Genomic DNA, 26,799 nt, shown 5'->3' on the forward strand with positions numbered 1-26,799 from the left:
GTTCGAAATGACATAGCGTTTTAATCATGATTGATTGGTTAATGAACTTGCTTCGCTTAAATACTTTATGCAGCTGATAGTTATATCACATCCTGACGCGATAGCAAACGAAGCCCGGCTCATAAACCAGCTATTTGAAAACGGGTTAACCCGTTTTCATTTGCGCAAGCCTGGTTACGATGAGGGGCAGGCAGCTGGATTGTTAAGGGAGATTGATGAACAGTATCATCATTATATCGCCTTGCATCAGCATCATATTATGACGCAGGATTTTGGTATAAAAAGATTGCATTATACTGAACAACACCGGGTAAATACCGACCCTGAAAAACTGGATTTGCTAAATGATCAGGGATACATACTAAGTACATCGGTACACGAAATAGCAGCGTTGCAGACATTAACCCGGTTTGATAGCGCTTTTTTGGGGCCGATATTTAACAGTATCTCCAAACCTGGTTATCAGGCTAAATGGTCTGATAGTTTTTCTTTAAATAAACAAGGTATACAACTGAATGTAATTGCCTTAGGTGGTATAGAGTTATCGAATTTGAGTAAAATAAAAGCCATGAACTTTGATGGAGCTGCTGTATTAGGAACTATATGGAATAACCCGGATTTGGCTATTTCTAATTTTAAAAATTTAAAACGGGGACTACCGTCCTGATTGAAAATCATTATGATAGATAAACTTCATTATATATCGCAACAGCCAGAAAATGGCACACATCTGTCTGCAATTAAAATGGCGCTTGATGCTGGTTGCAAATGGATCCAGTTACGGATTAAAGACCAACCGCACAACGTAATATTGGATTATGCGGTTGAAATCAGTGATTTATGCTTTGAATATAAAGCGAAACTTATAGTGAATGACCACCCCGAAATTGCCTTGCAAGCAGGAGCATACGGACTGCATTTGGGCTTGCAGGATATGCCGATTGCAAAGGCCAGGCACATTGTAGGGCCAAAAATGATCATTGGTGGTACAGCTAATACTTTTCAGCATATTCAGCAAAGGGTTGCCGAAGGCGCTGATTATATTGGATTGGGGCCATTCCGCTTTACTAAAACCAAGCAAAAATTAAGTCCTATCCTGGGAATAGATGGTTATGAAAATATCATGAGCCAGGTACATGCGGCCAATATTAATATCCCTATAATTGCTATCGGCGGCATTTTACCAGAGGATATTATCCCCATTATGCAAGCCGGTCTATATGGCGTAGCAGTATCGGGAGCTATAACTTATGCCGATACTCCGGCCCAAACGGTTAAAGCAATGTATGAATATTTAAACACTACACTTTTAAATGAAGTGTGAAATCAATAGAACCATGTTAACAATAGCCGGCAAAATTTTTAATTCACGCTTGTTTACAGGCACTGGTAAATTCGGTTCATCCGCTTTAATGGAAGATGCCCTGTTGGCCTCAGGATCCGAACTGGTAACCGTTGCCCTAAAGCGTGTTGATGTAAAAAACAACGACAGGGATGATATTCTGATCCGTTTAAAATATCCGCATATCAACTTATTGCCCAATACATCGGGCGTAAGGAACGCTAAAGAAGCCATTTTCGCGGCCCAACTGGCGCGGGAGGCTTTAGAAACCAACTGGATAAAACTGGAGATCCATCCCGATCCAAAATATTTAATGCCCGATCCGATCGAGACCTTAAAAGCTACGGAAGAATTAGCCAAAATGGGCTTTGTTGTGTTACCCTATATCCATGCCGATCCGGTTTTGTGCAAGCGATTGGAAGACGCGGGAACGGCAGCCGTAATGCCTTTAGGTTCGCCCATCGGGAGTAATAAAGGCTTAAAAACAATTGATTTTTTAGAGATCATCATCAGCCAAAGCAATGTGCCGGTTATTGTTGACGCGGGTATAGGCTCACCATCTGATGCTGCCCGGGCGCTTGAAATTGGCGCTGATGCTGTATTGGTTAACACCGCTATTGCAGTATCTGGAAACCCGGTACAAATGGCCGCCGCCTTTAAGATGGCTGTAGAAGCCGGTCGCATGGCTTATGAAGCAAAATTAGCGTTACCAGCATCACACGCGGTAGCCAGTAGTCCCTTAACCGCCTTTTTAGATGAGTAGCTTTAACGATATTTTTGAAACCTATAACTGGGATGGTACCAAAGCCAGTATTTATGCTAAAACCAGTGTCGATGTCGAAAAAGCATTAGTCTCTTCAAAGCGAACTTTGGAGGATTTTAAGGCATTGGTATCGCCGGCGGCGGCGCCTTACCTGGAGCAAATGGCCAGTATCAGTCAGCAATTAACGCTTAAGCGTTTTGGTAAGGTGATACAGATGTATGTGCCACTTTACCTGTCTAACGAGTGCAATAACATCTGTACTTACTGCGGCTTTAGCTATGATAATAAGGTGAGGCGAAAAACACTGTCGCCTATGGAAATCATGCAGGAGGTGGCCGTGATCAAGGATATGGGTTATGATCATGTACTGTTAGTTAGTGGTGAGGCTAATCAAACCGTTCATGTGGATTACTTTAAAAAAACGCTTGACCTGATCCGCCCTCATTTTTCGCATATCTCTATGGAGGTGCAGCCGCTTGATCTGGAAGATTACGAGCAATTAACTCCTTATGGATTGAACACCGTATTGGTTTACCAGGAAACCTACCATGAGGACGATTATAAAAAGCATCACCCCAAAGGAAAAAAATCAAATTTTCAATACCGGTTGGAAACACCCGACCGACTTGGGCAGGCTGGGATCCATAAAATGGGATTGGGTGTGCTGATCGGTTTGGAGGATTGGCGTACGGATTGTTTCTTTACAGCCATGCATTTAAATTACCTCGAGAAAAAATACTGGCAAAGTAAATATAGTCTTTCATTCCCGCGTCTGCGCCCTTTTAGCGGCGGACTGGAGCCTAAAGTGGAAATGAACGACCGGGAACTGGTACAACTGATCTGTGCCTACCGCTTGTTTAATGAGGAAGTGGAGCTTTCCATTTCCACCCGCGAATCGCCCAATTTCAGGAACAACATTATCAAATTAGGGATAACGGCTATCAGTGCGGGATCAAAAACAAACCCTGGTGGCTATGCGGTTGAACCGGAATCGCTGGAACAGTTTGAGATCTCAGACGAGCGGAGTCCACAGGAAATTGCCCGGGTGATCCGCGCACAAGGTTATGAACCAGTGTGGAAAGACTGGGATAATTGTTTAGCAACTTAACCTCACCCTGCCCTCTCCAAAGGAGAGGGTTCAAAATTTTTAAGCATGTTGGAACGTGACGAATTAAAACGGTATAACCGGCAAATGATATTGCCAGAATTAGGCATACATGGCCAGGAAAAGCTAAAAGCCGCTAACGTGCTCATGATCGGTGCGGGTGGCTTAGGCTGCCCTGTTCTGCAATACCTGGCAGCCGCCGGAGTAGGTACCATAGGAATTGTTGACGATGATGTAATTGATATCAGTAACCTGCACCGGCAGGTATTGTATAATACAATGGATGTGGGTAACCCCAAAGCCGTGGTTGCCAAACAAAAGCTGGAAGCTTTAAATCCATTCATAGTTATAAACGCTCTTGAGGAAAGAGTAACCGCTGAGAATGCGGTAAGGCTAATCAGCAGTTATGACCTGATTATTGACGGCTCTGATAATTTCACTACACGGTATTTAGTAAATGATACCTGTGTAGATTTAGGGAAAACGCTGGTGTTTGGCTCTATATTTAAATTTGAGGGTCATGTATCGGTATTCAATTATCAAAACGGTCCAAACTATCGCGATGTTTTCCCGGAGCCACCGGCTGATGATGAAGTGCCTAACTGTGCCGAAATAGGTGTAATAGGGGTTCTCCCCGGCATGATCGGGACTTACATGGCTAATGAGGTTATCAAGATCATTTGCGGGATAGGAGAGGTGCTTTCGGGTAGGTTTTTGAGATTGAACGCGCTTGATAACAGCATCAATATTTTTAATGTAATCCGGCAAAAAGGGGTAGCGTCAAAAATAGCTTCAATTAAAGTGGATGAACCGGCGGCCAATTACGAAATAAGCATGAAGGTTTTAAATGAATGGATGGTGCAAAATCCGGATAAAGTTTACCTGGTTGATGTGCGCGAAGAATATGAATATGAGGATTATAACATTGGGGGCATCAATATCCCTTTGTATGAATTAAATGAACAGGTGAACAATCTTCCGGTAGATAAAAAGCTGGTATTTTGCTGCCAAACAGGTCAGCGTAGTAAAATGGCTATTCATTTGTTAAAACCCGTTTATAAAGGCGAAATGTATAGTGTAAGGAACGGCGTTTTTTAAATGGGATAAAACATGGAAATATATAAATATCCTGCAGTACTAACCATAGCAGGATCAGATAGTGGGGGCGGCGCGGGCATACAGGCCGATCTGAAGACCTTTAGTGCTTTGGGATGTTATGGAACTTCGGCTATTACGGCAGTTACGGTGCAAAACACAGTGGGCGTGTCGGGCATCCATAGTATTCCTGCTGAAATTGTAGGGCAACAGATTCAGGCCGTTATGAATGATATTAAACCCGTAGCGATCAAGATAGGGATGATACATACTACCGAACAGGCTATAACTATCGCAAATATTTTTAAAATATATCCAGAAGTGCCTGTCATTTTTGACCCAGTAATGGTATCAAGCAGTGGCTATAAACTGATGGAGAATAGCACGATAGCTGCGTTGAAAACCGAGCTTTTCCCTTTGGCTGCCTTAGTTACGCCCAACCTGGATGAGGCTATGTTAATAACCGATATGAATATCAGTACCGTGGAGGATATGGAAGTAGCCGCTRCTTGTTTTTTGAAACTGGGTTGTAATGCGGTTTTAATAAAAGGCGGCCATTTAAAAGGAGTTAACCTTTATGATGTGTACCGTGATAAAAATGGGCTGAAACATCAACTCAAATCTGATTTTATCAATAGTAACAATACACATGGAACCGGCTGCACGCTTTCATCGGCAACAGCTGCCTATATGGCTTTGGGGAACGATATGCTGACTTCAATAGAAAAAGCCAAAAGCTATGTTCATCATGCTATTGAATATGGTAAGGATGTAAGAACGGGTAGTGGTCATGGCCCGTTAAATCATTTTTTTGATCCGCAAAAAATGGTTAAGTATAAATCAGGCCATATCGGATAATTCCGATATGGTTAGTGTAAAGTCATATAAACGAGGTAATTCCTGAGTTCCATTACAGAAGTTTTAAATTTGAATAATGTGCACGCCGTAATCTTAAAAAATGATAGGCTGCATGAAAAAATTAAAATAATGGACACCAAACAATTAAAGAAAATAGCATACTCCGTTTTAGATCTGGCAAGCGTAAAAGAAGGTCACACGCCCGCAGATAGCTTTGCAAACAGCCTGGATTTGGCAAAACAAGTAGAAAAATTGGGTTATACCCGTTACTGGTTTGCCGAGCATCATAACATGATCAATGTAGCCAGTTCGGCAACTGCGGTGCTTATTGGGCATATTGCCGGTGGAACATCAACCATTCGTGTGGGTTCTGGTGGTATTATGCTACCCAATCATGCTCCATTGATCGTAGCCGAGCAATTTGGAACTTTAGCATCACTATACCCCGGCCGTATTGATCTGGGTTTAGGGCGTGCGCCGGGTACTGATCAGGTTACTTCAATGGCCATCAGAGGTGCCAACTTTAACTTACCCCATAATTTCCCTAAGGATATTCAAAAGCTTCAAAACTTTTTTTCGGATGATAACTGGGATAGTAAAGTGAGGGCTATTCCGGGCGAGGGTTTGGATGTACCTATCTGGATCTTAGGTTCCAGTACCGATAGCGCCCGGGTAGCAGCGGCTATGGGCTTGCCTTATGCCTTTGCCAGTCACTTTGCACCAACTTATTTTATGGAAGCCATCAGTTTATACCGGGAGAATTTTCAACCATCAGAACATCTGGATGAGCCCTATGTAATGGCCTGTGTAAACGTGGTAGCTGCCGATACTGAAGCAGAAGCCGAACGGCTGGCAACATCGGTACAGCAATTTTTCCTGGGTGTAATTACCGGAAACCGTAAACTTTTGCAGCCACCTGTTGAGCACATGAATAATGTTTGGAATATTAGTGAACGCTACGCAGTAAGCCAAATGCTGGCCTATTTACTTACCGGCGATCGTGAAAAAATAAAAAAAGAAATTCAAGCCTTTGTTGAGAAAACCCAGGTTGATGAAATAATGGTCACTTCGCATATTTATGATCAGGGAGCCAGGATCCGTTCGTACGAGGTTTTTGCAGAAGCATTGAAAGAAATTGGGGCTTCCGCTTTAGCCGCCCATTAATTAAACCCGCTGTTTTTTAAACAAAATGCCCTTTGATCAATTGATCAAAGGGCGTTTTGCAAATTTCTGTATCAATTTACAGTATGTCCGTCTGTTAAAATTATTCCATGGTGCGAATTATCTACGCCATTAGCAAAGCCGTTATCGTTGATGAACATTTTTTCGTTTTCAATTAAAAAATGCGCATTGCCAACCCTGAAATTACCTTTAATGGTCAATACCGCATCAGGATGCTGAACACCTATCTCATTGCTAATGTGACTGGAAAGGCCGGCATATTCATGTTCATTTAACTGATAAACATCTAATACCGGTTCATGATGACCTGATTGGTACACCCAAACGCGATTAGGATCAGTCTCTACATGAAAGCCAACGGTTCCTTCTTCTAAACGATTACCGCTTATCCTGATCACGTCACCCGCCGGGGAAGATATATTGGCATCAATGGTGAGCACATGATCAGCCATGCCTTTTTGATGTTTGTAAAAAGAAAGGATCTTTAAAAATTCGGTGCTTTTATCACCATCGGCAAGAGTCACCGTGTTTTGGCTGCTTAAAAATATGCTGGTGCCAAAAATGAATGCATGTTTCATAATGGTATAAACTATTGGTTTAATTGATTATATACTAAAGCACGCTAAACGCAAAATGTTTTAACCGGGTAATAAATTAACAGCTTGTTTATAGCTTCCATAAAAAACAGAAGTACCTTTACTTTCTGAATTTTTAGTGTTACATTGTTGTAACCTAAAAAATTATGAAGAGAAAAACATTTATCCAGTTAAGTACCACCTTGATGGCCACACCCTTATTATCATCACTCGGAGCATTGGCTCAACCTAAAAAATTAAAAAACTGGGCCGGAAACCTTACCTATAGTACCGATAATGTATTTTATCCAAAATCTGTTGAGGAAGTACAGCAGCTGGTTAAAAAACACAGTAAGCTTAAGGCTTTGGGCACAAGACATTGTTTTAATACTATTGCCGATAGCAAGGATAACCTGGTTTCAACAAGAGACCTGAACAAGGTAGTAAGCCTTGATAAAAAAGCCCATACCGTTACAGTTGAAGGTGGTATTAAATACGGTGAACTTGCACCATATTTACATAAACAAGGGTTTGCACTGCATAATTTGGCTTCGTTACCCCATATTTCGGTTGCCGGGTCTTGTACAACGGCCACGCACGGCTCTGGTATTAAAAATGGTAACCTGGCCAGCTCTGTAACTGCTTTAGAAATAGTTATAGCCGATGGTAGTGTGATCCATCTTTCAAAAGCCGCGGATGCAGAAAAGCTAAACGCTGCTGTAGTTGGACTTGGTGCTGTGGGCGTTATAACTAAAGTTACACTTCAAATAGTACCAACCTACATGATGCGCCAGCGGGTATTTACAAATATGCCTATGGCGCAGGTTAAGCAGAATTTTGAAAAAATAGTTTCCGCAGGTTATAGCGTTAGTTTATTTACCGACTGGCAAAATGATAGTATTAATGAGGTTTGGATAAAAAGCCGCATAGATACTGATAAGGACGAAAACGGGCCTAAGTTTTACGGCGCAAAGGCAGCTACAAAAAACCTGCACCCTATTATTGCGCTCTCTGCCGAAAATTGCACGGAGCAAATGGGCGTGCCGGGTCCCTGGTATGAGCGGTTGCCACACTTTAAAATGGGATTTACACCTAGTAGCGGCAAAGAATTACAATCGGAATATTTTGTGCCGCTGCGTCATGCGGTAGAAGCTATTCAGGCAGTTGCACGGTTGGGCAAGCAGATAGGGCCGCATCTTTTTATAACAGAGATCCGCACCATTGCAGCTGATAAATTATGGATGAGCCCATGCCATGATCAAACTTCAGTTACCATTCACTTTACCTGGAAACAGGAAACCGAAGCGGTATTAAAACTATTACCCGTTATTGAAAAGGAACTTTCGCCTTTTAATGCCCGGCCGCATTGGGGCAAAATATTTACCATGTCGCCAAAAGTATTGGAGTCACGCTATGAAAAACTCAATGATTTCAAAAAGATCATAGCAGGATATGATCCGCATGGAAAATTCAGGAATGACTTTTTGAGCCGGGAAATTTATAATGTATAAATAGCTACCCGTTGGTTGTGGTCTTTTTTTGATGGTAACTATCTGGTAAAAAGGTTGTTAAATTTATAAAATTGATTTATGTTTATTGATAATATTTAACCTCAACTTATCCATAAGTTTATGAAAATGAAAACCTGGGTTCTTGCCATTTTTTTGCTGCTTGTTGGCACAAATGGTTTTTGCTTTGATCAGGCGCCATCAAAGCCGGTACCTGATAATCCGGCCCCTGCACCCGCCGCCGTTAATGTTGTTCCTAAAACTTCGTATGTTATTGATGTGGCAGCAAGGAGGGTTGATAGTAGCTTTCACGCCCGCAAAAGGGCATATGCCGGTGATCTGATCCTGGTAGAGATCACTAATCCTATGGAATTTATGAATACACGGCCTGCCGACCGTAATAAGATAGTTCTATATGCAGAAGGAGTACCGCTCAATGGCATTAAATCTGATCTTTTTAATAATATCAGTAAGGCTGATTTTAAAACAACCGATTCGGTCATGTGGATCACTTTCCAGTTACGACGGGATACTTCTACTAAAGCGGCATGGGATTACTTGTATAAGCTTACCGGCTCCTGGTACCAGAACGAATTGAAAGTACATTTATCTGTGGCCTGGGAGGGTATGCTGCCTGTTAAAGTATTGGATAAGAATAAGGCTAATACAGAGCTGACCATCACCTATTTTAATTATACAGTGTTTATATGGATGACCATTATTTACCTGGTTTTGCTGATAGTTCTTGGCTATCTTATTGTCAACTCAGATATTTTAAGGGAAACTAAGAATGGTGCATACAGCTTGGCGCAAGCCCAATTGGCCTTTTGGACGGTTCTGGTGATCGGCGGATTTGTTTACTCACTTTTGCTGACAGAGATTCCGTCAACATTAAATACATCTATCCTTGTTTTACTGGGCATCAGTATGGGTACTAATGGCACAGCTCAGTATATTGATTATTTTAAGAAACAGAAGGCTGGTAAGAGCTCTACGCCTAAAAAGTCAGTTGGTTTCCTGACCGATATTCTCAGTGATGGTAATACGATCAATATGCAGCGTTTTCAGATCGTAGCCTGGAACATCGTACTGGGGGTATATTATATTTTATACACTATTCATAATAAAACCATGCCTGTTATACCCGATGTGCTTTTATACCTGGCGGGTATAAGTTCATTTACATACGTGGCCGCAAAACCTACAGAGCCTAAATAAAGCATATTCATTGCTGAACTTAGCGCATATAAAAGCCATTAGTTGAAAAACTAATGGCTTTTTCTATAATATTTAAACTAACTATTCGGTGTAGCTGATTTTCAAGTTAATATAAGGAAAAATGCCATCCCAGGGCATTCATATAAAGTTTGTAATACCACAAGTTTTTTACATGGCAAAACATTAAAAAGGAATTGTTTTAAATACATTTATGCAATTGTTCCAAGCAATCCAATTATAATTTAAAATGAATAAGCCATTAGTAATTACAGTGGCCATGTTATCCTTATGGATATATGGCGGCAGTCTCTATGCACAACAACCTGCCCGTGCCAACAAGCAAATTAAATCTCCACCTCCTGGAAAAAGTGAATGGGTTTATCCCGGTAAAGGAGGTAAACTTATTTACAAAACAACTCCCGCCGGAGATAAGGTCATGGATTTTTCGCATGCAGGTTATATGGGCGGCGGTGTAGCCCTCCCCGTAGTTCCGGTTAAATATACGGTTAAGCCTTCGGGTAGTAATGACGATACGGAGGCTATTCAGGCAGCCATTAATGCCGTATCGGCTATGCCTTTACAAAATGGTTTTAGGGGAGCTGTATTATTGCTGCCGGGTAAATTTACCTGTTCGGCTACCCTTAGTATGGCAGCCAGTGGCGTTGTGCTGCGGGGCAGTGGTAGTGACAAGGGAGGAACAACCATTTTTATGACGGGGGGCAGGCATGTTGCTTTTGCCATTGGTATGGGCAGGAGTAACCAACTGCCCGGAGAAAGCGCGGTTCCCGAGGCCAGTCCTCAATTTGGCCCGGCATCAACAACCATAAGTGATGCTTATGTTCCTTCGGGCGCGATTTCTTTTACTGTAGCTGATATAAAAGGTTTTCGGGTTGGTGATACCATAGAAATTCAGAGACCTGTAACAGAGGCATGGATACGCCTGATGGAGATGGATAACCTGGTACGGGATGGCAAACCGCAAACCTGGATAGGTAAAAGCCGTGCTTTGATCATGCAGCGAAAGATCACCGCGATTACAGGTAATAAGCTTTATGTTGATGTTCCCCTTGCCGATTCATATGATGCCAAATATTTAAACCCTCCGGGAACAAAGGTGCTGAAAATAAAAACCGCGGTACAGGTTACGCAATCAGGTGTGGAAAACCTGCATGTACAGTGCCCGCCGCTTGAAAGCTCCTATGGCAATGCCCCTTATTCAGGGATCCGCGTAGCCGGGAATGATTGCTGGGTAAAAAATGTGTTTTTTGAAGAAACAATGAATACCACCGTTTTTGCCGGTAACCGTATTACCATGCAGCAAGTTGTGATCAAACATACTTATCCTAACCTGGGGGCATCAAAACCTGCCGATTTTAGTTTTGAAGGAAGCCAGAACCTGGTTGACCGTTGTGAAAGCACAGGAGGAAATACCTATTTTGTATGGACAAGCAGTTTGATAGCTGGCCCCAACGTGGTGCTTAACAGTACGTTCAGGGGGTATGGGAGCAGGCTGCAACCTCATCAGCGCTGGGCTACCGCTTTGCTGGTAGATAATTGCACTTTACTTGAAGGGGGTATCGACTTTTTAAACCGTGGGGTAGCCGGTTCTGGTCATGGCTGGACGATGGGGTGGGGAGTGGCCTGGAACAATATCGCTAAAACCTATATTATCCAAAACCCTCCCGGTGCCGTTAACTGGGCTATTGGAAATATTGGGGAAAGGTTACGGACCGCGCGTTTATTTGATACTGGGCCGGTACTGGCTGATGGTAATTATGATTCGCATGGAATACCAGTGGCTCCACAAAGTCTTTATCTGGCCCAGTTAGCAGAGCGTTTAGGTGTGCAGGCATTAAAGAACATTGGCTACGCATCCAATAGTCAAAGTGTGTTTCATAATAAACATATACAACTTTTGCCGCCTTTACGTAAAGAAACGGACCCGGTTTTGGGAGAGGACCTTGCCCTGCACCGCCCGGTTTCGGCAAGTAATATCAGAGGAACAACAAAAAGTTTTTTGGGGGAGCGGGCATTAGACGGAGATCCCAAAACATATTGGGCTACAAATGATAATATAATCAGCGCGACATTAGAGCTGGACATGGAGAACCCTGTGGAAATTAATGCAGTGGCTCTTAGTGAAGTGAAGGAACTGGGCCAGCGTGTACAGGAATATAAAGTAGAAGGGCAGGTAGATAGTGACTGGAAACTACTGGCTCAGGGAACCAGCATAGGTGAACATAAGATAGATAGATTTCCTAAAACAACTGTTTGGAAGGTTAAGGTCACCATCATGAAAGCAAATGCATTCATTGCGCTAAAAAAGGTAGGCCTGTATCTGGAGAAAGCACCAAAGTAAAAGCATAAAAAACAGCAAGCTCATTTGAGGGTGCTGTTTTACTTTCATTGATAGTGTGTTGATCTTAATTTTCAATACCATTAACCCTGGTTAAAGGTGTTGGTGCATTTCCCCAGGTATCATTATAGTAAATCAAATCCTGCACCTGTACGTTAGTAGACTTTTTAAGCCCTATTAGGTTGGTATTATCCTGCGCACGTACTGCTTTTACCGCCGAGATCTTTGCATCAATTACATCGTCAAAAAACAAGGCATACCTGCTATCTCTTTTCTCATAATTAAATGTACAATTGCTTACCGAAAGCCCGTTTACGTGCCGGGCCCATAAGCCATATGAAGGCTGGATGTTCAGGTTCGCAACATTGTACTGCCCAACACCCAGCTCGGGCGGCACATTGGTGGTATCTGTTACCGGGTTTCCGCCTTTTACAAGGAAATGCACATCATCAAAAACAACATTTTTAATATAGCCGGTATGCTTGCCATTAGGCAGTTTAAAATCAAGGCCACCGGTAACGTCAGCAGCATCAGGTAGTTTGTAACCGGCAATAATAGGTGTTGCCTTCCGCTGTGTGCCATCATAAGGTTTCCACCTTTTGCCGCTGTATGAACTGCCGTTATAAACTTCGTAAACATCTAAACCTTTCAGGTTAATGTTTTCCACTTCACCTATGTTTACATTTTTAACCAACAGTTCATCATGTTTTTTGCCGTTTTCAGTAAATACATACCTGCCGGCTTCGGCACCAATAACACGACCCCGGTTTGAGATGGAGATAAAAAATGGTGTGGTAGCCCTGTACATTTTTGAACGCTCGCGAATAGGGCCAGTGCGACCGCTGTTAAGATAAATATCCTTTACATGTGCACCATCGTTGGTTGAAATGGAGAACCCCGCTTTGTTAGCGCCCAGCACATAAATATTATCAACATATACCTGGGTAATATCATCCACCGTTTCAGAACCTATTTGAATGAGGTTACAGTTGGTATCGCCAATGATATTGCGAACCATGTAATTACTTGCCGGCCGGGTAAAGCCCAAAGAACAATCCGAGCCGGGTTTCACCACATCATCAGAGCTAACCCTCGAAAATATATTGGTAACCGTTACATTGTTGCACTCCATAAAATCATACACATCGCGCACATTGGTTTGATTGTTCTTGCAGATATAGGTGTCATGAATGTTAATGCCATCTGTCCCCGTAGCCAGTAATGCGAAATGCCCGGAACGGTCAATCTTTAACATGTGATAGCTATCTTCTATTTTTGAACCATCCTTGCCAATATAATAGGGCTCGTCTTTTGCCTCATCATACCACAGATCTTCCTGGTGGTAAATGCCGCCAATTTCAATATGGGTACATAGTTTAAGTGAAAACATTTTATCACAACGGCTATCTGGTGCGTTTTTCATCACATTATCCCCGTTAACTAAACTGCCATTCCCGTTGATCTGACCGTTGCCTATAATTTTAATATTATCCAGTCTTTCACCAAAAAACATAGCGTTTTTAAAATAATGATGACCAACATCCTGCTTAGTCATATAGTTTTCGGGATCAGCATAAGGCCCGGCATCAGTAGGAGACAGTCCTGATCGATATTTTTTATCACTAAACCAGGTAGATTCCGGCGCGTCTCCGCCTTTTAATCCATTAATGACAGCGTCTTTTTCCAGGTACAAGTACACATTGCTCATTAAATGAACGGTACGTACCATATAAATGCCCTTGGTAAACAGCAGCGTGCCGCCCCCAAGTTGATTAAGATATGCAATGGCGCGGTTTATACCTTCCGTATCATCAGTACCGCTGCCGGTTACTCCAAAGCTTTTAATATCCATTTTGCCGGAGTAAAAGGAAACGGGATTCGAAAAACCCTTATGCTCACCATCTTTAACCCGAAGTTTAAAAGTGTACAATTTATTTGGTGACAGTCCCGAAACTGAAGCTGTAGCAGTTTTTGGATCAATTTGCGCTGATGCTGCCGACCACGTTTTACCCCCGTTTGCAGATTGCATTAATTGCATGCTTCGGATATTGCCGCCCTGGCCCCACTTAAAGTTTGTCTTAGTATAGGTGGTGGGTGTTTCCTTGTATTGCATGGCGCTATCCGGTATCCGGGCAAAGTCTGAAATAGTACTTGTTGCGGTTAGGGTAGCTGTTTCTGAACCTGTGCCGGGGCTTGTCAGTATCTCTGGTTTGGATGTGGTATAAGAAGCGTTGAACAGGTATTTCCCAATTTTTTTAAGGTTTACGTGAGCTATCACTATTTTAAGATCAGCACCGTTTGCCGGTCTGAGATCAAGATGCCTGAATATAAGGTCTGAACCCGAGCCAGCCGATTTTGTTATCACCACATCGCCAACCTTCGAATAAGAATATTTTGTGCCCACCCGGCCAATAGATTGTGTGGCAAGTCCGCTTAATTTTACATCGCCCCGGCCAATAACATTTACAGTAGTATTATCCATAGTGACAGATATCCCTGCCGGAATATGAATTTTCACTGTTGCATCGAGGCTCCGCTGGCCCGCGGCAAAGTAGAGCGTCAGGTCGTGGTTGGTATTCGCTGTTAGTTTGGGTTGGACTAAACTCAAGCGCCCGCTAAGTGCCATCTGCTGAACCGAAATATAATAAGTTTTGGTTGATGAACCTCTTTGCGGTGTTACCTTAAGGCGGTCGCCGGTAATAATGTCGCCTTCATTTTTTATTGTACCATCCTTATCCGTAACTGTGTATTTTTGAATCGATCCATCAGCAGCGGCCAATTGCAGCGAAAGATCTTTTACATCAACTTTTGTAGAAACCAGTCCCTGATCTTCTGGCGTATCTACAGTAAACAAATAGGTGCTGCCTGTAATAAGCACGAGAGTGTCATTTGTTATGCGGCCTATATTTTGGGCATCTTTACCAAAGATAATTGTACTACCCAAAGGTCGCGTTTGGCTTTTAGCAGTTATTACTGGTATAGTGAAACATAAAAGAGTGATAAAATTTAGCGTTAGTAACTTATTCATATTAATGACATAACAGGCTTGATTATCTGATGTTTAAAGTTTAATTTTATGAAATTATCCGGTATAACAGATTCGGGCTTTGCTCATAAATTTATAATGGTAAATAATGGGCGGACCCAATGCTTTTGAATGAGTGAAATTATATAAACAAATACTGAATTAAGATGCTGAATTGACCATCTATTCAATCATATTGACTTAACTTATTAAACAGGTACGGGGAGGAGGAAAGGGAAGAAGGGGTTGAAAAGCACAGGTTATTGTCTATCTGCGAGGTTTCTCCTGCTGCTTAATGAAGTTTTTATTAAAAAAAATAGGCGAAGATCATTTTAAATCTTCATGTTGGAAGTAGTTTTGCCACTTGTTATTTATATTTGCACATATATCTATTTTTAGAGGTATTAATTATGATCAAGTTATTTATCGTGGGCTTCCCGCGTGATATGGAAGAGATTGAACTCGTAGAATTGTTCAGCGCCTATGGAACAGTGCACACGATCACTATCATTACTGATAAGTTCACTGGTAAAAGCCTGGGTTATGGCTTTATTATGATGACAGATCAGGCGGGAGYAGATCGTGCTATTGCGGCAATGGATGGTGCTGAGATTGATGGACGTCAGATCAGTGTAAGGGTGGCTGTAGATAAGCGTGTGCCCGCCGAAAAGGCATATACCCCGGCACCTAAACCTAAATCGTATGCCCCTGAAACCAGCTATAAAAAAGTTGAGCCATCAGGTAATGCCCCTGAAGTTAAGAAGAAACGCCCGAGAAGGGCGGTTTAAGTCTGCCCGGATAAACAGCCTCTGTTTGTTACATTAATAATAAGAGCACTACAGCCGGGAAACTCCAGCTCCCAAAAAAAAATCATGCTTAATGGCCCCAAGCCATCTGGAACAATTATGATCCGGCCTTATCATAACGGCTTTATTTTTTGATCATTATCTGAATAACTCGTCCGTTAAAATCTTGACCGTTATCGGACAATTGGCGTTCGCTTTTGATACAGGAGTGAATTTTTAATGCTTATAATTGACTGGTAATCAATTTGTTAAAAAGTGGCATCGTATTGATAGTTATAAGTCTAACGTCGTACCAAATCAGAGACTGCTATGATAAAAAATTATTTAAAAATCGCCTGGAGAAATCTTATCAGAAACAAGGCTAGTTCTTTTATTAATATAACCGGTTTATCTGTCGGTATGGCTGTGGCTATCTCCATCGGTCTGTGGATATGGGATGAGCTTGCATTTGACAAATACCATCAAAACTACGATAATATCGCGCGGGTAATGCAACGACAAACAATAGACGGCGAAGTTGCGGTACTAAAAGCTATGCCTATACCTGCGGCTTTTCAGCTTAAAGAACAGTATAAAGACAAATTTGAATATGTTGTTTTGTCCTCCTGGACAAATCCACATCTTCTTTCCTTTATGAACAAAAAATTATCAATAACCGGCAATTTTATGGATGCTGATGCGCCGGAAATGCTAACGTTAAAAATGGTTGAAGGGACCAGGGCCGGGTTAAAAGACCCCTCATCTATTTTAATTTCATCAACTGTAGCTAAAGCTATTTTTGGCCGTGAAAATCCAATAGAAAAAACGCTCAAACTGGATACGATTAATTTAAAGGTAACGGGTGTTTACGAGGACCTGCCAAATAATAGTTCTTTCAATAATGTTTTATTTATAGCGCCCTGGGAAAGTTATGCTCGCACTTCGGATGTAAGGCAGGCACAAAGCGACTGGAACCATAACTCTTTTCAAATCTTCACCCAAATATTTGCTAAAAATGAAATGACAGATGTTTCGCAGCAAATAAGGAAAATCAAATTCAATAATGTTGACGAAAATGGACAAAAGGCCAATCCTGAAATCTTTCTATTTCCCATGAGCCGCTGGCACCTTTATGCTGACTTTAAAAATGGAGTTAGTGTTGGTGGTGACATAAAATATGTTTGGCTATTTGGCATTATTGGCACCTTCGTGCTGTTACTGGCATTTATTAATTTCATGAATTTGAATACTGCCCGCTCAGAAAAAAAAGCAAAAGAGGTTGGGATTAGGAAAGCGATAGGCTCCCTGAGAAGCCAGTTGATCGTGCAATTCTTGAGCGAATCGTTGCTGATGGCAACATTAGCATTTTTATTAGCGGTCATTTTAACGCAGATCATGCTACCATTCTTCAATCAATTATCCGGAAAGCAAATGGTCATTTTATGGACACAACCCGTATTTTGGTTACTAAGTATTAGTTTTGCGTTCACGAGTGGATTATTGGCAGGTAGTTATCCTGCATTTTATCTCTCATCCTTCAACCCAGTTAAAGTGCTAAAAGGAACTTACCGTGCACCAAAAATGGCCGGTTTACCTCGACAAATACTTACTATAACCCAATTTACTTTTTCTGTTGTTATGATTATTGGAACAATTGTAGTTTTTCGGCAGATTGAGTATGCGAAGAGCCGACCTATAGGTTATAGTCGGGCAGGTTTAGTGATGGTAAGACCATATTCGGAAGACCTGCACAATAAGTTCAACGCCTTCAGAAACGATCTGTTAACTACAGGAATAATTGCTGAAGCCGCTGAGTCCGGCAATCAGATTACGCGCGGCAGCAGAACTGTAGGTGGTCTCAACTGGCAAGGAAAACCAGGCGGCATGGTCGATGAATTTGCGATGTTCGCTATAACACCCGAGTACGGTAATACTGTAAATTGGAAATTAAAAGATGGCCGCGATTTTTCTAAATCTTCTACTTCAGATCAGTTTGGATTGATCTTGAATGAGACTGCAGTAAAATATATGAGGATAAAAAAACCGGTTGGACAACTTATTAACTGGGATGAGCATCAATATACTGTCTTAGGTGTTACCAAGGACGTTATTGTCGAATCGCCTTATGAACCGATTAAACCAACTATATTCTATATCAGTAACGAGCCAGGCATAATTAACATCAGGATTAACCCCAAAGCAAGTGCCTCTGATGCATTACAAGTAATTGATAGGGCTTACAAAAAATATGCTCCCGGGCAGCCATTTGATTACCAGTTTGCTGATGAAGAATATGCTAAAAAGTTCGCCAGTGAGGAACGCATTGGAAAACTGGCCAGGTCATTTGCCGCTCTTGCCGTTTTTATTAGTTGTATTGGTCTGTTCGGTATGGCCTCCTTTATGGCCGAGCAGCGAGTTAAGGAAATTGGTGTGCGCAAGGTACTTGGTGCTACGGTTTTTGGCCTATGGCGTTTAATGTCAAGAGACTTTGTAGCACTGGTAATTATTTCGCTGTTTATTGCCATACCAATTGCATATTACTTTATGGATGGCTGGCTGCAGCATTACAGTTATCGTGCAGAACTTTCTTGGTGGATATTTGCAGTAACGGCAGCAGGCGCCATCGTTATTACCTTGCTTACGGTAAGCTACCAGAGTATCAAAGCGGCTTTGGCCAACCCGGTTAAGAGTTTAAGAAGCGAGTGAGCATAGTAGCCGAAGGCTTAAAGCTCAAAGCCGAAAGTTTTTAGCTTTTAGAATTTAGTTTTTAGAGTTTAGGTTTTAATATTTAATATCATGATAAAAAACTATCTGAAAATCGCCTGGAGAAATCTTATTAAAAACAAGGCTTCTTCGTTAATTAACATTGGTGGCCTTGCCGTGGGGATGGCTGTTGCCATGCTGATTGGTTTATGGATCTGGGACGAAATGTCTTTTGATACTGGCTTCAAAAACCGGGACCGTATTGCCAAAGTATGGGAAAATGCACTGGTCAACAAAGAAATACAAACTGGGGGGGCGTCGGCTTTACCATTAGCTCCGGCTCTGCGGAATAACTATGGGAGCAGTTTTAAACATGTTATTATATCATCATGGACAGGTGATCATATTTTAAGCTACGGTGAAAAAAACGTTACCAAAAACGGCAACTACATGGAGCCTGGTATTACGGATATGTTATCCCTGAAAATGCTGAAGGGAAGCGCCGTTAGCTTAAATGACCCCACATCTATATTACTTTCCCAATCAACAGCCCAGGCAATTTTCGGCAATGCCAATCCTATAAATAAACTGATAAAAATTGATAAAAAATTAAATGCCAAGGTAACCGGCATATATGAAGACCTGCCCATAAATTCTTCATTTGGCGATCTTACTTTTATAGCCCCCTGGCAAATGCTGGCCATAAGCGAACGCTATGCCACCAAATTTAATAATCCGTGGGGTGCCAGTTGGTTTCAAACATTTGTACAGATTGCTGATAACGCTGATATGAGCGATGTTTCGGCTAAAATTAAGAATGTAAAGCTGGATGACCTGCAAAGTAAGAACAATGACGATGCCCGTTACAACGCTAAGCTTTTCCTGCATCCCATGGGCCGCTGGTATTTATATGGTGAGTTTAAAAATGGCATTAATACAGGTGGCCGCATCCAGTACGTATATCTTTTTGGAATTATTGGCTTGTTTGTACTGCTGCTGGCTTGTATCAATTTCATGAACCTGAGCACCGCCCGTTCCGAAAAACGGGCTAAGGAAGTCGGGATCCGTAAGGCTATTGGCTCGGTCAGAGGGCAGCTTATAGCGCAGTTTTACAGCGAATCATTGTTAATTGCCGTGCTCGCATTCTTTTTAGCATTGCTTTTGGTACAATTGTCGTTACCTGGCTTTAATCATCTTGCTAATAAAAATGTTTCTATTTTATGGAGCAATCCTCTGTTTTGGCTGCTGGGTATTAGTTTTAGCCTGTTCACCGGTCTTATAGCAGGCAGTTACCCGGCATTGTATTTATCATCCTTTAACCCGGTAAAAGTATTAAAAGGTACCTTCAGGGTAGGCCGTTTGGCAGCCATTCCGCGTAAGGTGCTGGTGGTAATGCAATTTACTGTTTCGGCAGTGCTAATCATAGGCACTATTGTGGTTTTTAAGCAAATACAATATGCCAAAAACCGCCCGGTTGGCTATAGCCGTGAAAATTTGCTTAACGTAAGCCTGCAAATTAATGATATTAATAAACATTACCAGGCTTTAAGAAATGACTTGCTTACCAGTGGTGCAGTAGCTAATGTGTCCCAATCAGAAAGCCCGGTTACTGCGGTATATATTTCAAACGGTGGTTTTAAATGGAGGGGTAAGGATCCCAGCTTACAGGAACAATTTAATAGCATGGCTGTTACCTCCGATTTTGGAAAAACCGTAGGCTGGCAAATAAAGGAGGGAAGGGATTTTAACCCTGCCTACTTATCAGATTCTTCGGGTTTTATTGTTAACGAAGCAGCCGTAAAATTCATGGGACTGAAACACCCGATAGGTGAAACTGTTGAATGGATTGGTAACGGGAAATATAAAATTATTGGTGTGGTAAAAGATATGGTAAACCGCTCAGCGTATGAAGCCGATAAACAAACGTTCTTCTATTTACCAAGATGGCAGAGCCTGTCAAACATCAATATTAAAATTGCCCCATCTGTAAGTGCTCATGATGCGTTAAACAAGATCAAATCCATATTTAAAAAGTATGACCCGAGTTCGCCTTTTGATTATCGTTTTACTGACGAAGAATATGCCAAAAAATTTGATAATGAGGAACGGATAGGCAAACTGGCGAGTTTTTTTGCAGGCCTTGCCATATTTATCAGCTGCCTTGGTTTATTTGGTATGGCCTCGTTCATGGCCGAGCAACGCATCAAGGAAATTGGTATACGCAAAGTATTGGGTGCATCGATATTTAACCTGTGGCGTTTGTTGTCGAAAGATTTTGTAGCTCTGGTCATGATCTCATTGGTGATAGCAACCCCGGTTGCTTATTATTTTATGCATCAATGGCTGCAAAACTATGAGTACCATGCCGGAATAACCTGGTGGATATTTGTATTGACTGCTTTTGGGGCTGTTCTGATCACTTTGCTAACAGTTAGTTATCAGAGTATCAAAGCCGCTTTGGCCAACCCGGTTAAGAGTTTAAAAACGGAGTAAAGCTCCAGGCTATAAATAAGTGATAAATAATAAAAGGGGCAGGTAAGTTGTTTGMCATTCCGCTTTTCATAACAAAGCCCCGCGATTTTGCGGGGCTTTGTTATGAAAAGCGGGGAGTTTATTTGGGTATAGTAAACCAAAAAGTTGATCCCTTGCCTTCTTTACTTTCCACATGAATATGCCCTTGATGCTGTTTAACGATCTCAGCGGATATAAATAAGCCAAGACCCAGGCCTGCATATCTTTGAGAGTTTTCGTCAACACGGTAAAACCTGTCAAACAATAATGGTATTTTATCTTGTGGAATCCCTATCCCAAAATCTGTGATCGCGATTTTTACACCTTCGGCCAGTTTCTCTACCGTAATGACCACTTTATCGATTTCTGGCGAATATTTAATAGCATTGGAGATCAGGTTTACTAATACCTGTTCCAAACGGTTTCTGTCGGCATAAATTTCAACATTAGCCTCACCTTCCAAAAGGATCTGATGTTGCAGTGTATTAGCTTGTAAGCCTTCCCAGCACTCTTCAATTAATTCACTAAGTATAAATCTGGTTCTCTTTAATTCTAACTTGCCCGCCTGTATCTTGGTAACATCTAACAGGTCTTTGATCAGTTCGGTGAGTTTATCTACCTGTTTATTTGCTTTTTGCACAAAAGCATGGACGGATTTCATTTCTTCCTTATCCAAAGTTGTACGCTCCAAAATTTGCAGTACGGCTTTAAGACTGGTAACGGGTGTTTTTAGTTCATGGCTTGCTATGCTAATAAATTCATCCTTTTTACTTAATAGTTCACGGGTAGCTTCATCAATCAATTTTTGCACCGTAATATCAAGTAAAGTGCCTATAAAACGAATGGCGACTCCCTGTTCATTAAAATAGGCCCGGCCTTTGGCTTTAAGCCATTTGTTTTTTTCGGAGATAGCTATTGTGCGGAATTCTATATCAAACTGTCCTGAATTAATGCCATGCAGGGTTTCGCGAATATTGTTTTCTACGCGGGTATGGTCATCCGGATGAATCTTTTCTAAAAATACATCTATAGTGATAGGGTCGGAGGGTAACAATCCAAATATTTCCCTGCACCTTTTATCCAATACAAGTTCTCTGGTCTGCGGGGCGTAATCCCAGGTGCCTAAGCCTGCGGAGTCAACAGCAAATTTTAATCTTTCCTTGCTCTCATTTAACAAACGTTCTACCTCGGCTAAGCCTTGTTCTATTTTCCGTTTGTCAGTGATGTCTTCTATAGCAAGTAATATGAGTTGTTCCCCGTTTACATTATCAATTTGCCGGGCATTTAGGCACATAGATCGCTTTCCTATTATTGGAAATATCTGTTCCACTTCAAAATCTTCCATTTCCTTTTTCGCGGGCAGTATATTTTCCAGCAACATCCGCAGCTCGGGAATATCCCATTGATGATCAGCAAGCTCATATATATATAAGCCTTCCGTTTCTTTCTCAGTGAGCTTGAATTTTTGATAAAACCCGGTGGTGGCCCTTTTTACGCGCAGGTCGTGGTCAAGAATGAGCAAGGGATCACGAATGGTTTTTACAATGCCTTCTGTATAAAGGCGTGCATTATTCAATTGATCGTTCCTATCTAATAATTCCTTATTGACTATCATGATCTCCTCATTTGTACTCTGTAATTCTTCTTTTGAAGTTTCCAGTTCCTCATTCAGGCTTTGTAACTCCTCGCTTCCTGAAAGCAGCTCTTCGTTAGCACTTTGAAGTTCTTCATTGGAGGTTTCCTGCTCCTCGGTTATCGCGCGCATATCTGCACGGGCCTGGATCAGTTCTTTTTCCAGTTGTTCAATACGCAGGTCGTTTTCATCATATGATACACTTTCCCTGGCCGGATTGATCTCATCGGGTACGTGCTGAACCCCGGTTGATGAAGCATTTTGAAAAACAACAAGGAAATAAGGTTCAATGGTATCTTTAAGCGGCACGGCCTGTATGTTAACAAAATGCTGTAACCCATTTAGTTTAAAAAAGACCGCGAATTTACGGGCCGGCAAATTTGTTTTTTTTGCCAGGTGAAGGATGTTACGCAACTCAAATGACAAGCCTTCACGGGCCATTTTTAACAGGTTAAAGCTTGGCTTGCCTACCGGGTGAACAAGCCATGTTTCTGTTGGACCCTTGAATTGGATAATATCAAATTTTTCATTGATCAAAACGGCTGGTGGCATAAAACTGGCAAGCATAACTTCATCAGCCATCTTGAAAATGTCTTTATCCGCGCTCTCCTTTTGAACATTTTTATCAATTTCCCTGAAAGTTTGCTCCCTGCCCGGAGAGCTTACAGCCATAAACCGGCCTAAGGGACCTTTCCTGGTATATATTTTTTCGGTACCATTATAGGTTGTAAAGATATCGGTATTTGTCCCGATGGTTTCTGACTTACCCAGCATGAGGTACCCGCTTTCATTTAAAGCATAATGAAATGTGGTTAAGGCCCTTTTCTGCAAAACCGGTTCCAGGTAGATCAGAACATTGCGGCAGCTAACCAGGTCGATTTTGGAGAATGGGGGGTCTTTAAGCAGATTATGATGAGCAAATACGCACATATCACGAATGATTTTACTTACCTGATAAGTGCCATCCTGTTTAATAAAAAATTGCTGCAGCCTGGATGCAGAAACACCTTGTAATTCAGAAGCTCTGTAAATACCATTACGTGCCTTGGAAATGGCGGTTTCAGAAATATCGGTAGCAAATATCTGGATCTTCATGGCCGCGGCTTTATCGCCAAGCTGCTCCTGTAAACACATAGCCATAGAATAAGCTTCTTCGCCGGTAGCACATCCGGCTATCCAGATCCTTAGTGATTCCTTATCAGCTTTTTTGCCAAGCAATTCCGGAAATATGGTACTGCACAAAACTTCAAAGCTTTGGGTATCGCGAAAGAAATTAGTGACAGAGATAAGCATGTCATTATATAAGGCATCCTGCTCACCTTTGTTTTCTCGTAAAAAGCCAAGATAATCAGCAGGTTTTTCAATTTTGTTCAAGGCCATTCGCCTAATGATGCGACGCTTTAACGTGCTTTGCTTATAATAAGTAAAATCAACCCCGCGGCGTACACGAAGTACAGTTAGTATTTGTTTAAAAACCTCGTTATCCTGCTCTGGGATGGATGAGATTATTTCTGATGATGTATAATCTGTATGAAACGGATGATTAACGGTAATCAAATGTTCAGCGATCTTTTCGGGTGGCAAAACAAAGTCAACCACACCAGCTTTAACGGCGCTTTTAGGCATACTGTCAAACGCTGCAGATCCTTCGTCCTGGGCAAACGTTAAACCACCGTATGACTTGATAACCTGCAGGCCAAGTGTTCCGTCGCTTAAAGCGCCCGATAAAATGATACCTACTGCATAACTTTGATGCACCATCCCTAATGAAGAAAAGAAAAGGTCTATCGTATTACTCTTTTTATGATCCTTGTCTAAAGGTGTCAGTTTAAGTACACCGTCTATAGCGGTCACCACCTTGTTTTGGGGTATAATGTACAGGTGATCCTGCTCTAAGTGTATATTATCGGTGATCTGCTGAACCGGAAATGGCGCTACCTTTTGTAATAACTCTGGTAAAATACTTTCATGCTGCGGACTTAAATGCTGAATAAAAACAAAGGTCATGCCTGATTTGGCAGGTAATGCCTTTAAAAACGAGCGAACAGCATCCAACCCGCCTGCAGAAGCACCAATACCAACAACCGGAAACTGTAAAGCAGAATTATTTTCTTTGGCAACCTTTTTCATTAAAACAGATATAGCTTAATTTCCATGACAAAAACCTGTTGGAAAATTCGGAATAATTAGTAGATAAATAATGTAAGTAATCGGTCTGTGTTAAAAACAAGCCAATAAGATATATTGCTAAAGTAACAAAATTAGCGTTTGTTTTAATTATAGTTAAATTATATAATTGCTGTGATCAGCGGGGATAAATCCTGTAAGCTTGGTGCGTAATCGAGGGTAGTGAAATGGTATAGAGATCAACAAAATAACGCTAAGATTAATTGCCTAAAGGTGAATAAATATGATCGGTACATTCGATAAAATTAGGTGAGTTTTCCTGAGATGTTTGATTCTGTTGTTGATTTTTTTTGATATTAAATATGTTTTCAACATTTATTTAAAATTAAAACTCGGTTTTTTTGATTGTATGGGATTTTAAATTGTAAAATTTGTGATTGATGTTGGTAAAATTGTTATAAATACAATTTTTATTGACTATAATTTTTATATTTAACGTAAATTTTAACTAAATATAAAAATTTATCAAAAAAGTACTTAAATATGGTGAGGAAAGTGTCCTTTTTCAGTTAAAGAAAGGAAATATCGCTGCATTTGAGGAAATATATCAAATGTACTGGTCTTCACTTTACGGTTATGCCTATAATATTTTAAGAAATAAAGTTGTTTGTGAGGAAATAGTGCAGGAAACCTTTTTTTCATTATGGAATAAGCGTGGCGAATTAAACATAACCCATTCCCTTAAAGCTTATTTGTTTACGGCCATTAAATTCCAAACCTTGAATTATATCAAGTCTGAAAAAGTAAAGAAGGATTATGCAGCCAGTTATACCTCTTTTGAGAAAATTTTCTTTGATAATTCAAATGAAGAAAATATTTATTTCTCTGATTTAAAAACCAAGGTTGAAAACGAGGTATCCAAACTCCCCGAAAAATGCCAGCAAATTTATAGATTAAGCCGTGACGAGCATAAGTCTATAAAAAACATTGCAGATCTGCTTAATATTTCGCACAAAACGGTCGAAAATCAATTAACCAAGGCATTAAAGTATCTGCGCTCTTCATTGGGCGATTTTTTGATGTAATCATCTCTTTTATTTTCACTGTTTCTGTTGTTTTAACAATTATTTTATGTTTTGATTGCATATTTTGTGGTCAATGTTAATTTTTTATAAAAAAATCTTAAATATGCGTAGGTGTTTTGTATTGCTGAGTTTACTTACATATAGAACGCTGCAATAAATTGCAGTAAACATGGATGCAAGATAAAGAGTTTGAAAAATTAATTGACCTGTATTTAAAAGATCAGTTAAGTATAGAGGAAAAATTCAAAGTGGAGGAGTGGCTCAGGTACATCAATGATGAGCAGGCGTTTGGCGCTTTAACAGATTTGGAACGGGATGATTCTCAGAAAAAAACTTACGATGAATTAATGAACAGGATAATGCCTGCAAAAAGCGGGGAAAGCTCGTTCTTTATTATTAGTATGAGGCCGTGGTTAAAAATTGCTTCGTGTATAGTTTTAATGGGGATTTTAGTATTTGCTTTTAGCAACCAGCTTAAAGAACTTTTTAATATACATCAATATGCTTCTGTATCTAATTCAACCGGGCACATTACTAAAAGTATTCTTTCAGACGGTAGTATTGTTTGGCTGAAGGGGAACAGTAAATTGACTTACCCTGTAAAATTCAAGGGAAATTTGCGCAATGTTGATCTGGAAGGTGAAGCCCTTTTTGAGGTTGCAAAAGACGCTGCCCATCCCTTTATTATTCATTGCGGTGGCTTAACCACACGTGTATTAGGTACAAGCTTTAATATTAAGCATACCCATAATAAAATAGAGGTGAATGTTTTAACAGGAAGGGTTTTCTTAAGCTCAACAAATGCTGCAGCTATTACCCTGCACCCGCATCAGAAGGCAGTATTTTCTGAATCGAAAAAAACAATTATGCAAGAAGCTCATCCCGTGTTGGAGGTTGCCTCACTTACAAGGGGTACAGAGTATGAAAT

The 26,799-nt window shown here is 41.0% G+C and carries 18 protein-coding genes; 15 read left to right on the plus strand and 3 right to left on the minus strand.

From position 1 onward, the window contains the following. The first annotated feature begins 67 nt into the window (after positions 1 to 67). The 7 genes from AC1DRQ_RS05155 to AC1DRQ_RS05185 all read left to right on the plus strand — a co-directional run bounded on the left by AC1DRQ_RS05155 (position 68) and on the right by AC1DRQ_RS05185 (position 6,327). Positions 68 to 667 carry a thiamine phosphate synthase gene (locus AC1DRQ_RS05155; protein ID WP_477422628.1) on the plus strand — a complete coding sequence of 200 codons (600 nt, stop codon included), beginning with the start codon at positions 68 to 70 and terminating at the stop codon, positions 665 to 667. Positions 668 to 679: 12 nt separating this feature from the next. Further along, positions 680 to 1,324 carry a thiamine phosphate synthase gene (locus AC1DRQ_RS05160; RefSeq protein WP_429397090.1) on the plus strand — a complete coding sequence of 215 codons (645 nt, stop codon included), beginning with the start codon at positions 680 to 682 and terminating at the stop codon, positions 1,322 to 1,324. A gap of 13 nt (positions 1,325 to 1,337) precedes the next feature. Next, positions 1,338 to 2,105 carry a HisA/HisF-related TIM barrel protein gene (locus AC1DRQ_RS05165; protein WP_477422630.1) on the plus strand — a complete coding sequence of 256 codons (768 nt, stop codon included), beginning with the start codon at positions 1,338 to 1,340 and terminating at the stop codon, positions 2,103 to 2,105. Beyond that, positions 2,098 to 3,213, plus strand: a complete 1,116-nt coding sequence (gene thiH, locus AC1DRQ_RS05170; RefSeq protein WP_477422632.1) for a 2-iminoacetate synthase ThiH — start codon at positions 2,098 to 2,100, stop codon at positions 3,211 to 3,213. The genes AC1DRQ_RS05165 and thiH overlap by 8 nt, the downstream gene beginning before the upstream one ends. A gap of 45 nt (positions 3,214 to 3,258) precedes the next feature. After that, on the plus strand, positions 3,259 to 4,308 hold the full coding sequence (moeB, locus tag AC1DRQ_RS05175; RefSeq protein WP_477422634.1) for a molybdopterin-synthase adenylyltransferase MoeB: 1,050 nt from the start codon (positions 3,259 to 3,261) through the stop codon (positions 4,306 to 4,308). A 12-nt stretch (positions 4,309 to 4,320) separates the two neighbouring features. Next, entirely contained in the window at positions 4,321 to 5,163 is an 843-nt protein-coding gene (gene thiD / locus AC1DRQ_RS05180) for a bifunctional hydroxymethylpyrimidine kinase/phosphomethylpyrimidine kinase (RefSeq protein WP_477422635.1), read from the plus strand. A gap of 129 nt (positions 5,164 to 5,292) precedes the next feature. Continuing rightward, positions 5,293 to 6,327 (plus strand): LLM class flavin-dependent oxidoreductase, encoded by a 1,035-nt coding sequence (locus tag AC1DRQ_RS05185; protein ID WP_477422637.1) that lies wholly within the window; start codon positions 5,293 to 5,295, stop codon positions 6,325 to 6,327. A gap of 71 nt (positions 6,328 to 6,398) precedes the next feature. Here the strand turns inward: AC1DRQ_RS05185 and AC1DRQ_RS05190 are convergent, their stop codons facing one another. Beyond that, positions 6,399 to 6,923, minus strand: a complete 525-nt coding sequence (locus AC1DRQ_RS05190) for a hypothetical protein (RefSeq protein ID WP_477422638.1) — start codon at positions 6,921 to 6,923, stop codon at positions 6,399 to 6,401. 164 nt (positions 6,924 to 7,087) lie between these two features. On the opposite strand from AC1DRQ_RS05190, the gene AC1DRQ_RS05195 reads away from it, so the two are divergent. From AC1DRQ_RS05195 to AC1DRQ_RS05205, 3 genes are all read left to right on the plus strand, one after another. Beyond that, the gene (locus AC1DRQ_RS05195) at positions 7,088 to 8,431 is read left to right on the plus strand and encodes an FAD-binding protein (RefSeq protein WP_477422640.1); all 1,344 of its coding nucleotides are present in this window, start codon (positions 7,088 to 7,090) and stop codon (positions 8,429 to 8,431) included. Positions 8,432 to 8,557: 126 nt separating this feature from the next. After that, positions 8,558 to 9,646: a hypothetical protein gene (locus AC1DRQ_RS05200; protein WP_477422641.1), complete on the plus strand. Its 1,089-nt coding sequence runs from the start codon at positions 8,558 to 8,560 to the stop codon at positions 9,644 to 9,646. Between the two features lie 247 nt (positions 9,647 to 9,893). Beyond that, positions 9,894 to 12,005, plus strand: a complete 2,112-nt coding sequence (locus AC1DRQ_RS05205; RefSeq protein ID WP_477422642.1) for a discoidin domain-containing protein — start codon at positions 9,894 to 9,896, stop codon at positions 12,003 to 12,005. A 64-nt stretch (positions 12,006 to 12,069) separates the two neighbouring features. Here AC1DRQ_RS05205 and AC1DRQ_RS05210 read toward each other — a convergent pair whose 3' ends face one another. Beyond that, positions 12,070 to 14,946 carry an endopygalactorunase gene (locus tag AC1DRQ_RS05210; protein ID WP_477422644.1) on the minus strand — a complete coding sequence of 959 codons (2,877 nt, stop codon included), beginning with the start codon at positions 14,944 to 14,946 and terminating at the stop codon, positions 12,070 to 12,072. 491 nt (positions 14,947 to 15,437) lie between these two features. Between AC1DRQ_RS05210 and AC1DRQ_RS05215 the strand changes: the two genes are divergently transcribed. The 3 genes from AC1DRQ_RS05215 (at position 15,438) to AC1DRQ_RS05225 (ending at position 21,008) form a co-directional block, all read left to right on the plus strand. After that, the gene (locus AC1DRQ_RS05215; protein ID WP_477422646.1) at positions 15,438 to 15,815 is read left to right on the plus strand and encodes an RNA recognition motif domain-containing protein; all 378 of its coding nucleotides are present in this window, start codon (positions 15,438 to 15,440) and stop codon (positions 15,813 to 15,815) included. A 327-nt stretch (positions 15,816 to 16,142) separates the two neighbouring features. Continuing rightward, complete coding sequence (locus tag AC1DRQ_RS05220; RefSeq protein WP_477422647.1) at positions 16,143 to 18,518, plus strand: ABC transporter permease; 2,376 nt, start codon at positions 16,143 to 16,145, stop codon at positions 18,516 to 18,518. Positions 18,519 to 18,608: 90 nt separating this feature from the next. After that, positions 18,609 to 21,008 carry an ABC transporter permease gene (locus AC1DRQ_RS05225; RefSeq protein WP_477422648.1) on the plus strand — a complete coding sequence of 800 codons (2,400 nt, stop codon included), beginning with the start codon at positions 18,609 to 18,611 and terminating at the stop codon, positions 21,006 to 21,008. Positions 21,009 to 21,126: 118 nt separating this feature from the next. Here AC1DRQ_RS05225 and AC1DRQ_RS05230 read toward each other — a convergent pair whose 3' ends face one another. Beyond that, entirely contained in the window at positions 21,127 to 24,789 is a 3,663-nt protein-coding gene (locus tag AC1DRQ_RS05230; RefSeq protein ID WP_477422649.1) for a CheR family methyltransferase, read from the minus strand. 599 nt (positions 24,790 to 25,388) lie between these two features. Here AC1DRQ_RS05230 and AC1DRQ_RS05235 point away from each other — a divergent pair. Further along, complete coding sequence (locus AC1DRQ_RS05235; protein ID WP_429397504.1) at positions 25,389 to 25,871, plus strand: RNA polymerase sigma-70 factor; 483 nt, start codon at positions 25,389 to 25,391, stop codon at positions 25,869 to 25,871. A 173-nt stretch (positions 25,872 to 26,044) separates the two neighbouring features. Next, positions 26,045 to 26,799: FecR family protein (locus AC1DRQ_RS05240; RefSeq protein ID WP_477422650.1), on the plus strand; the 755-nt coding region annotated here is incomplete at its 3' end.

The organism is Mucilaginibacter sp. P4_E8 (genome assembly GCF_056401495.1).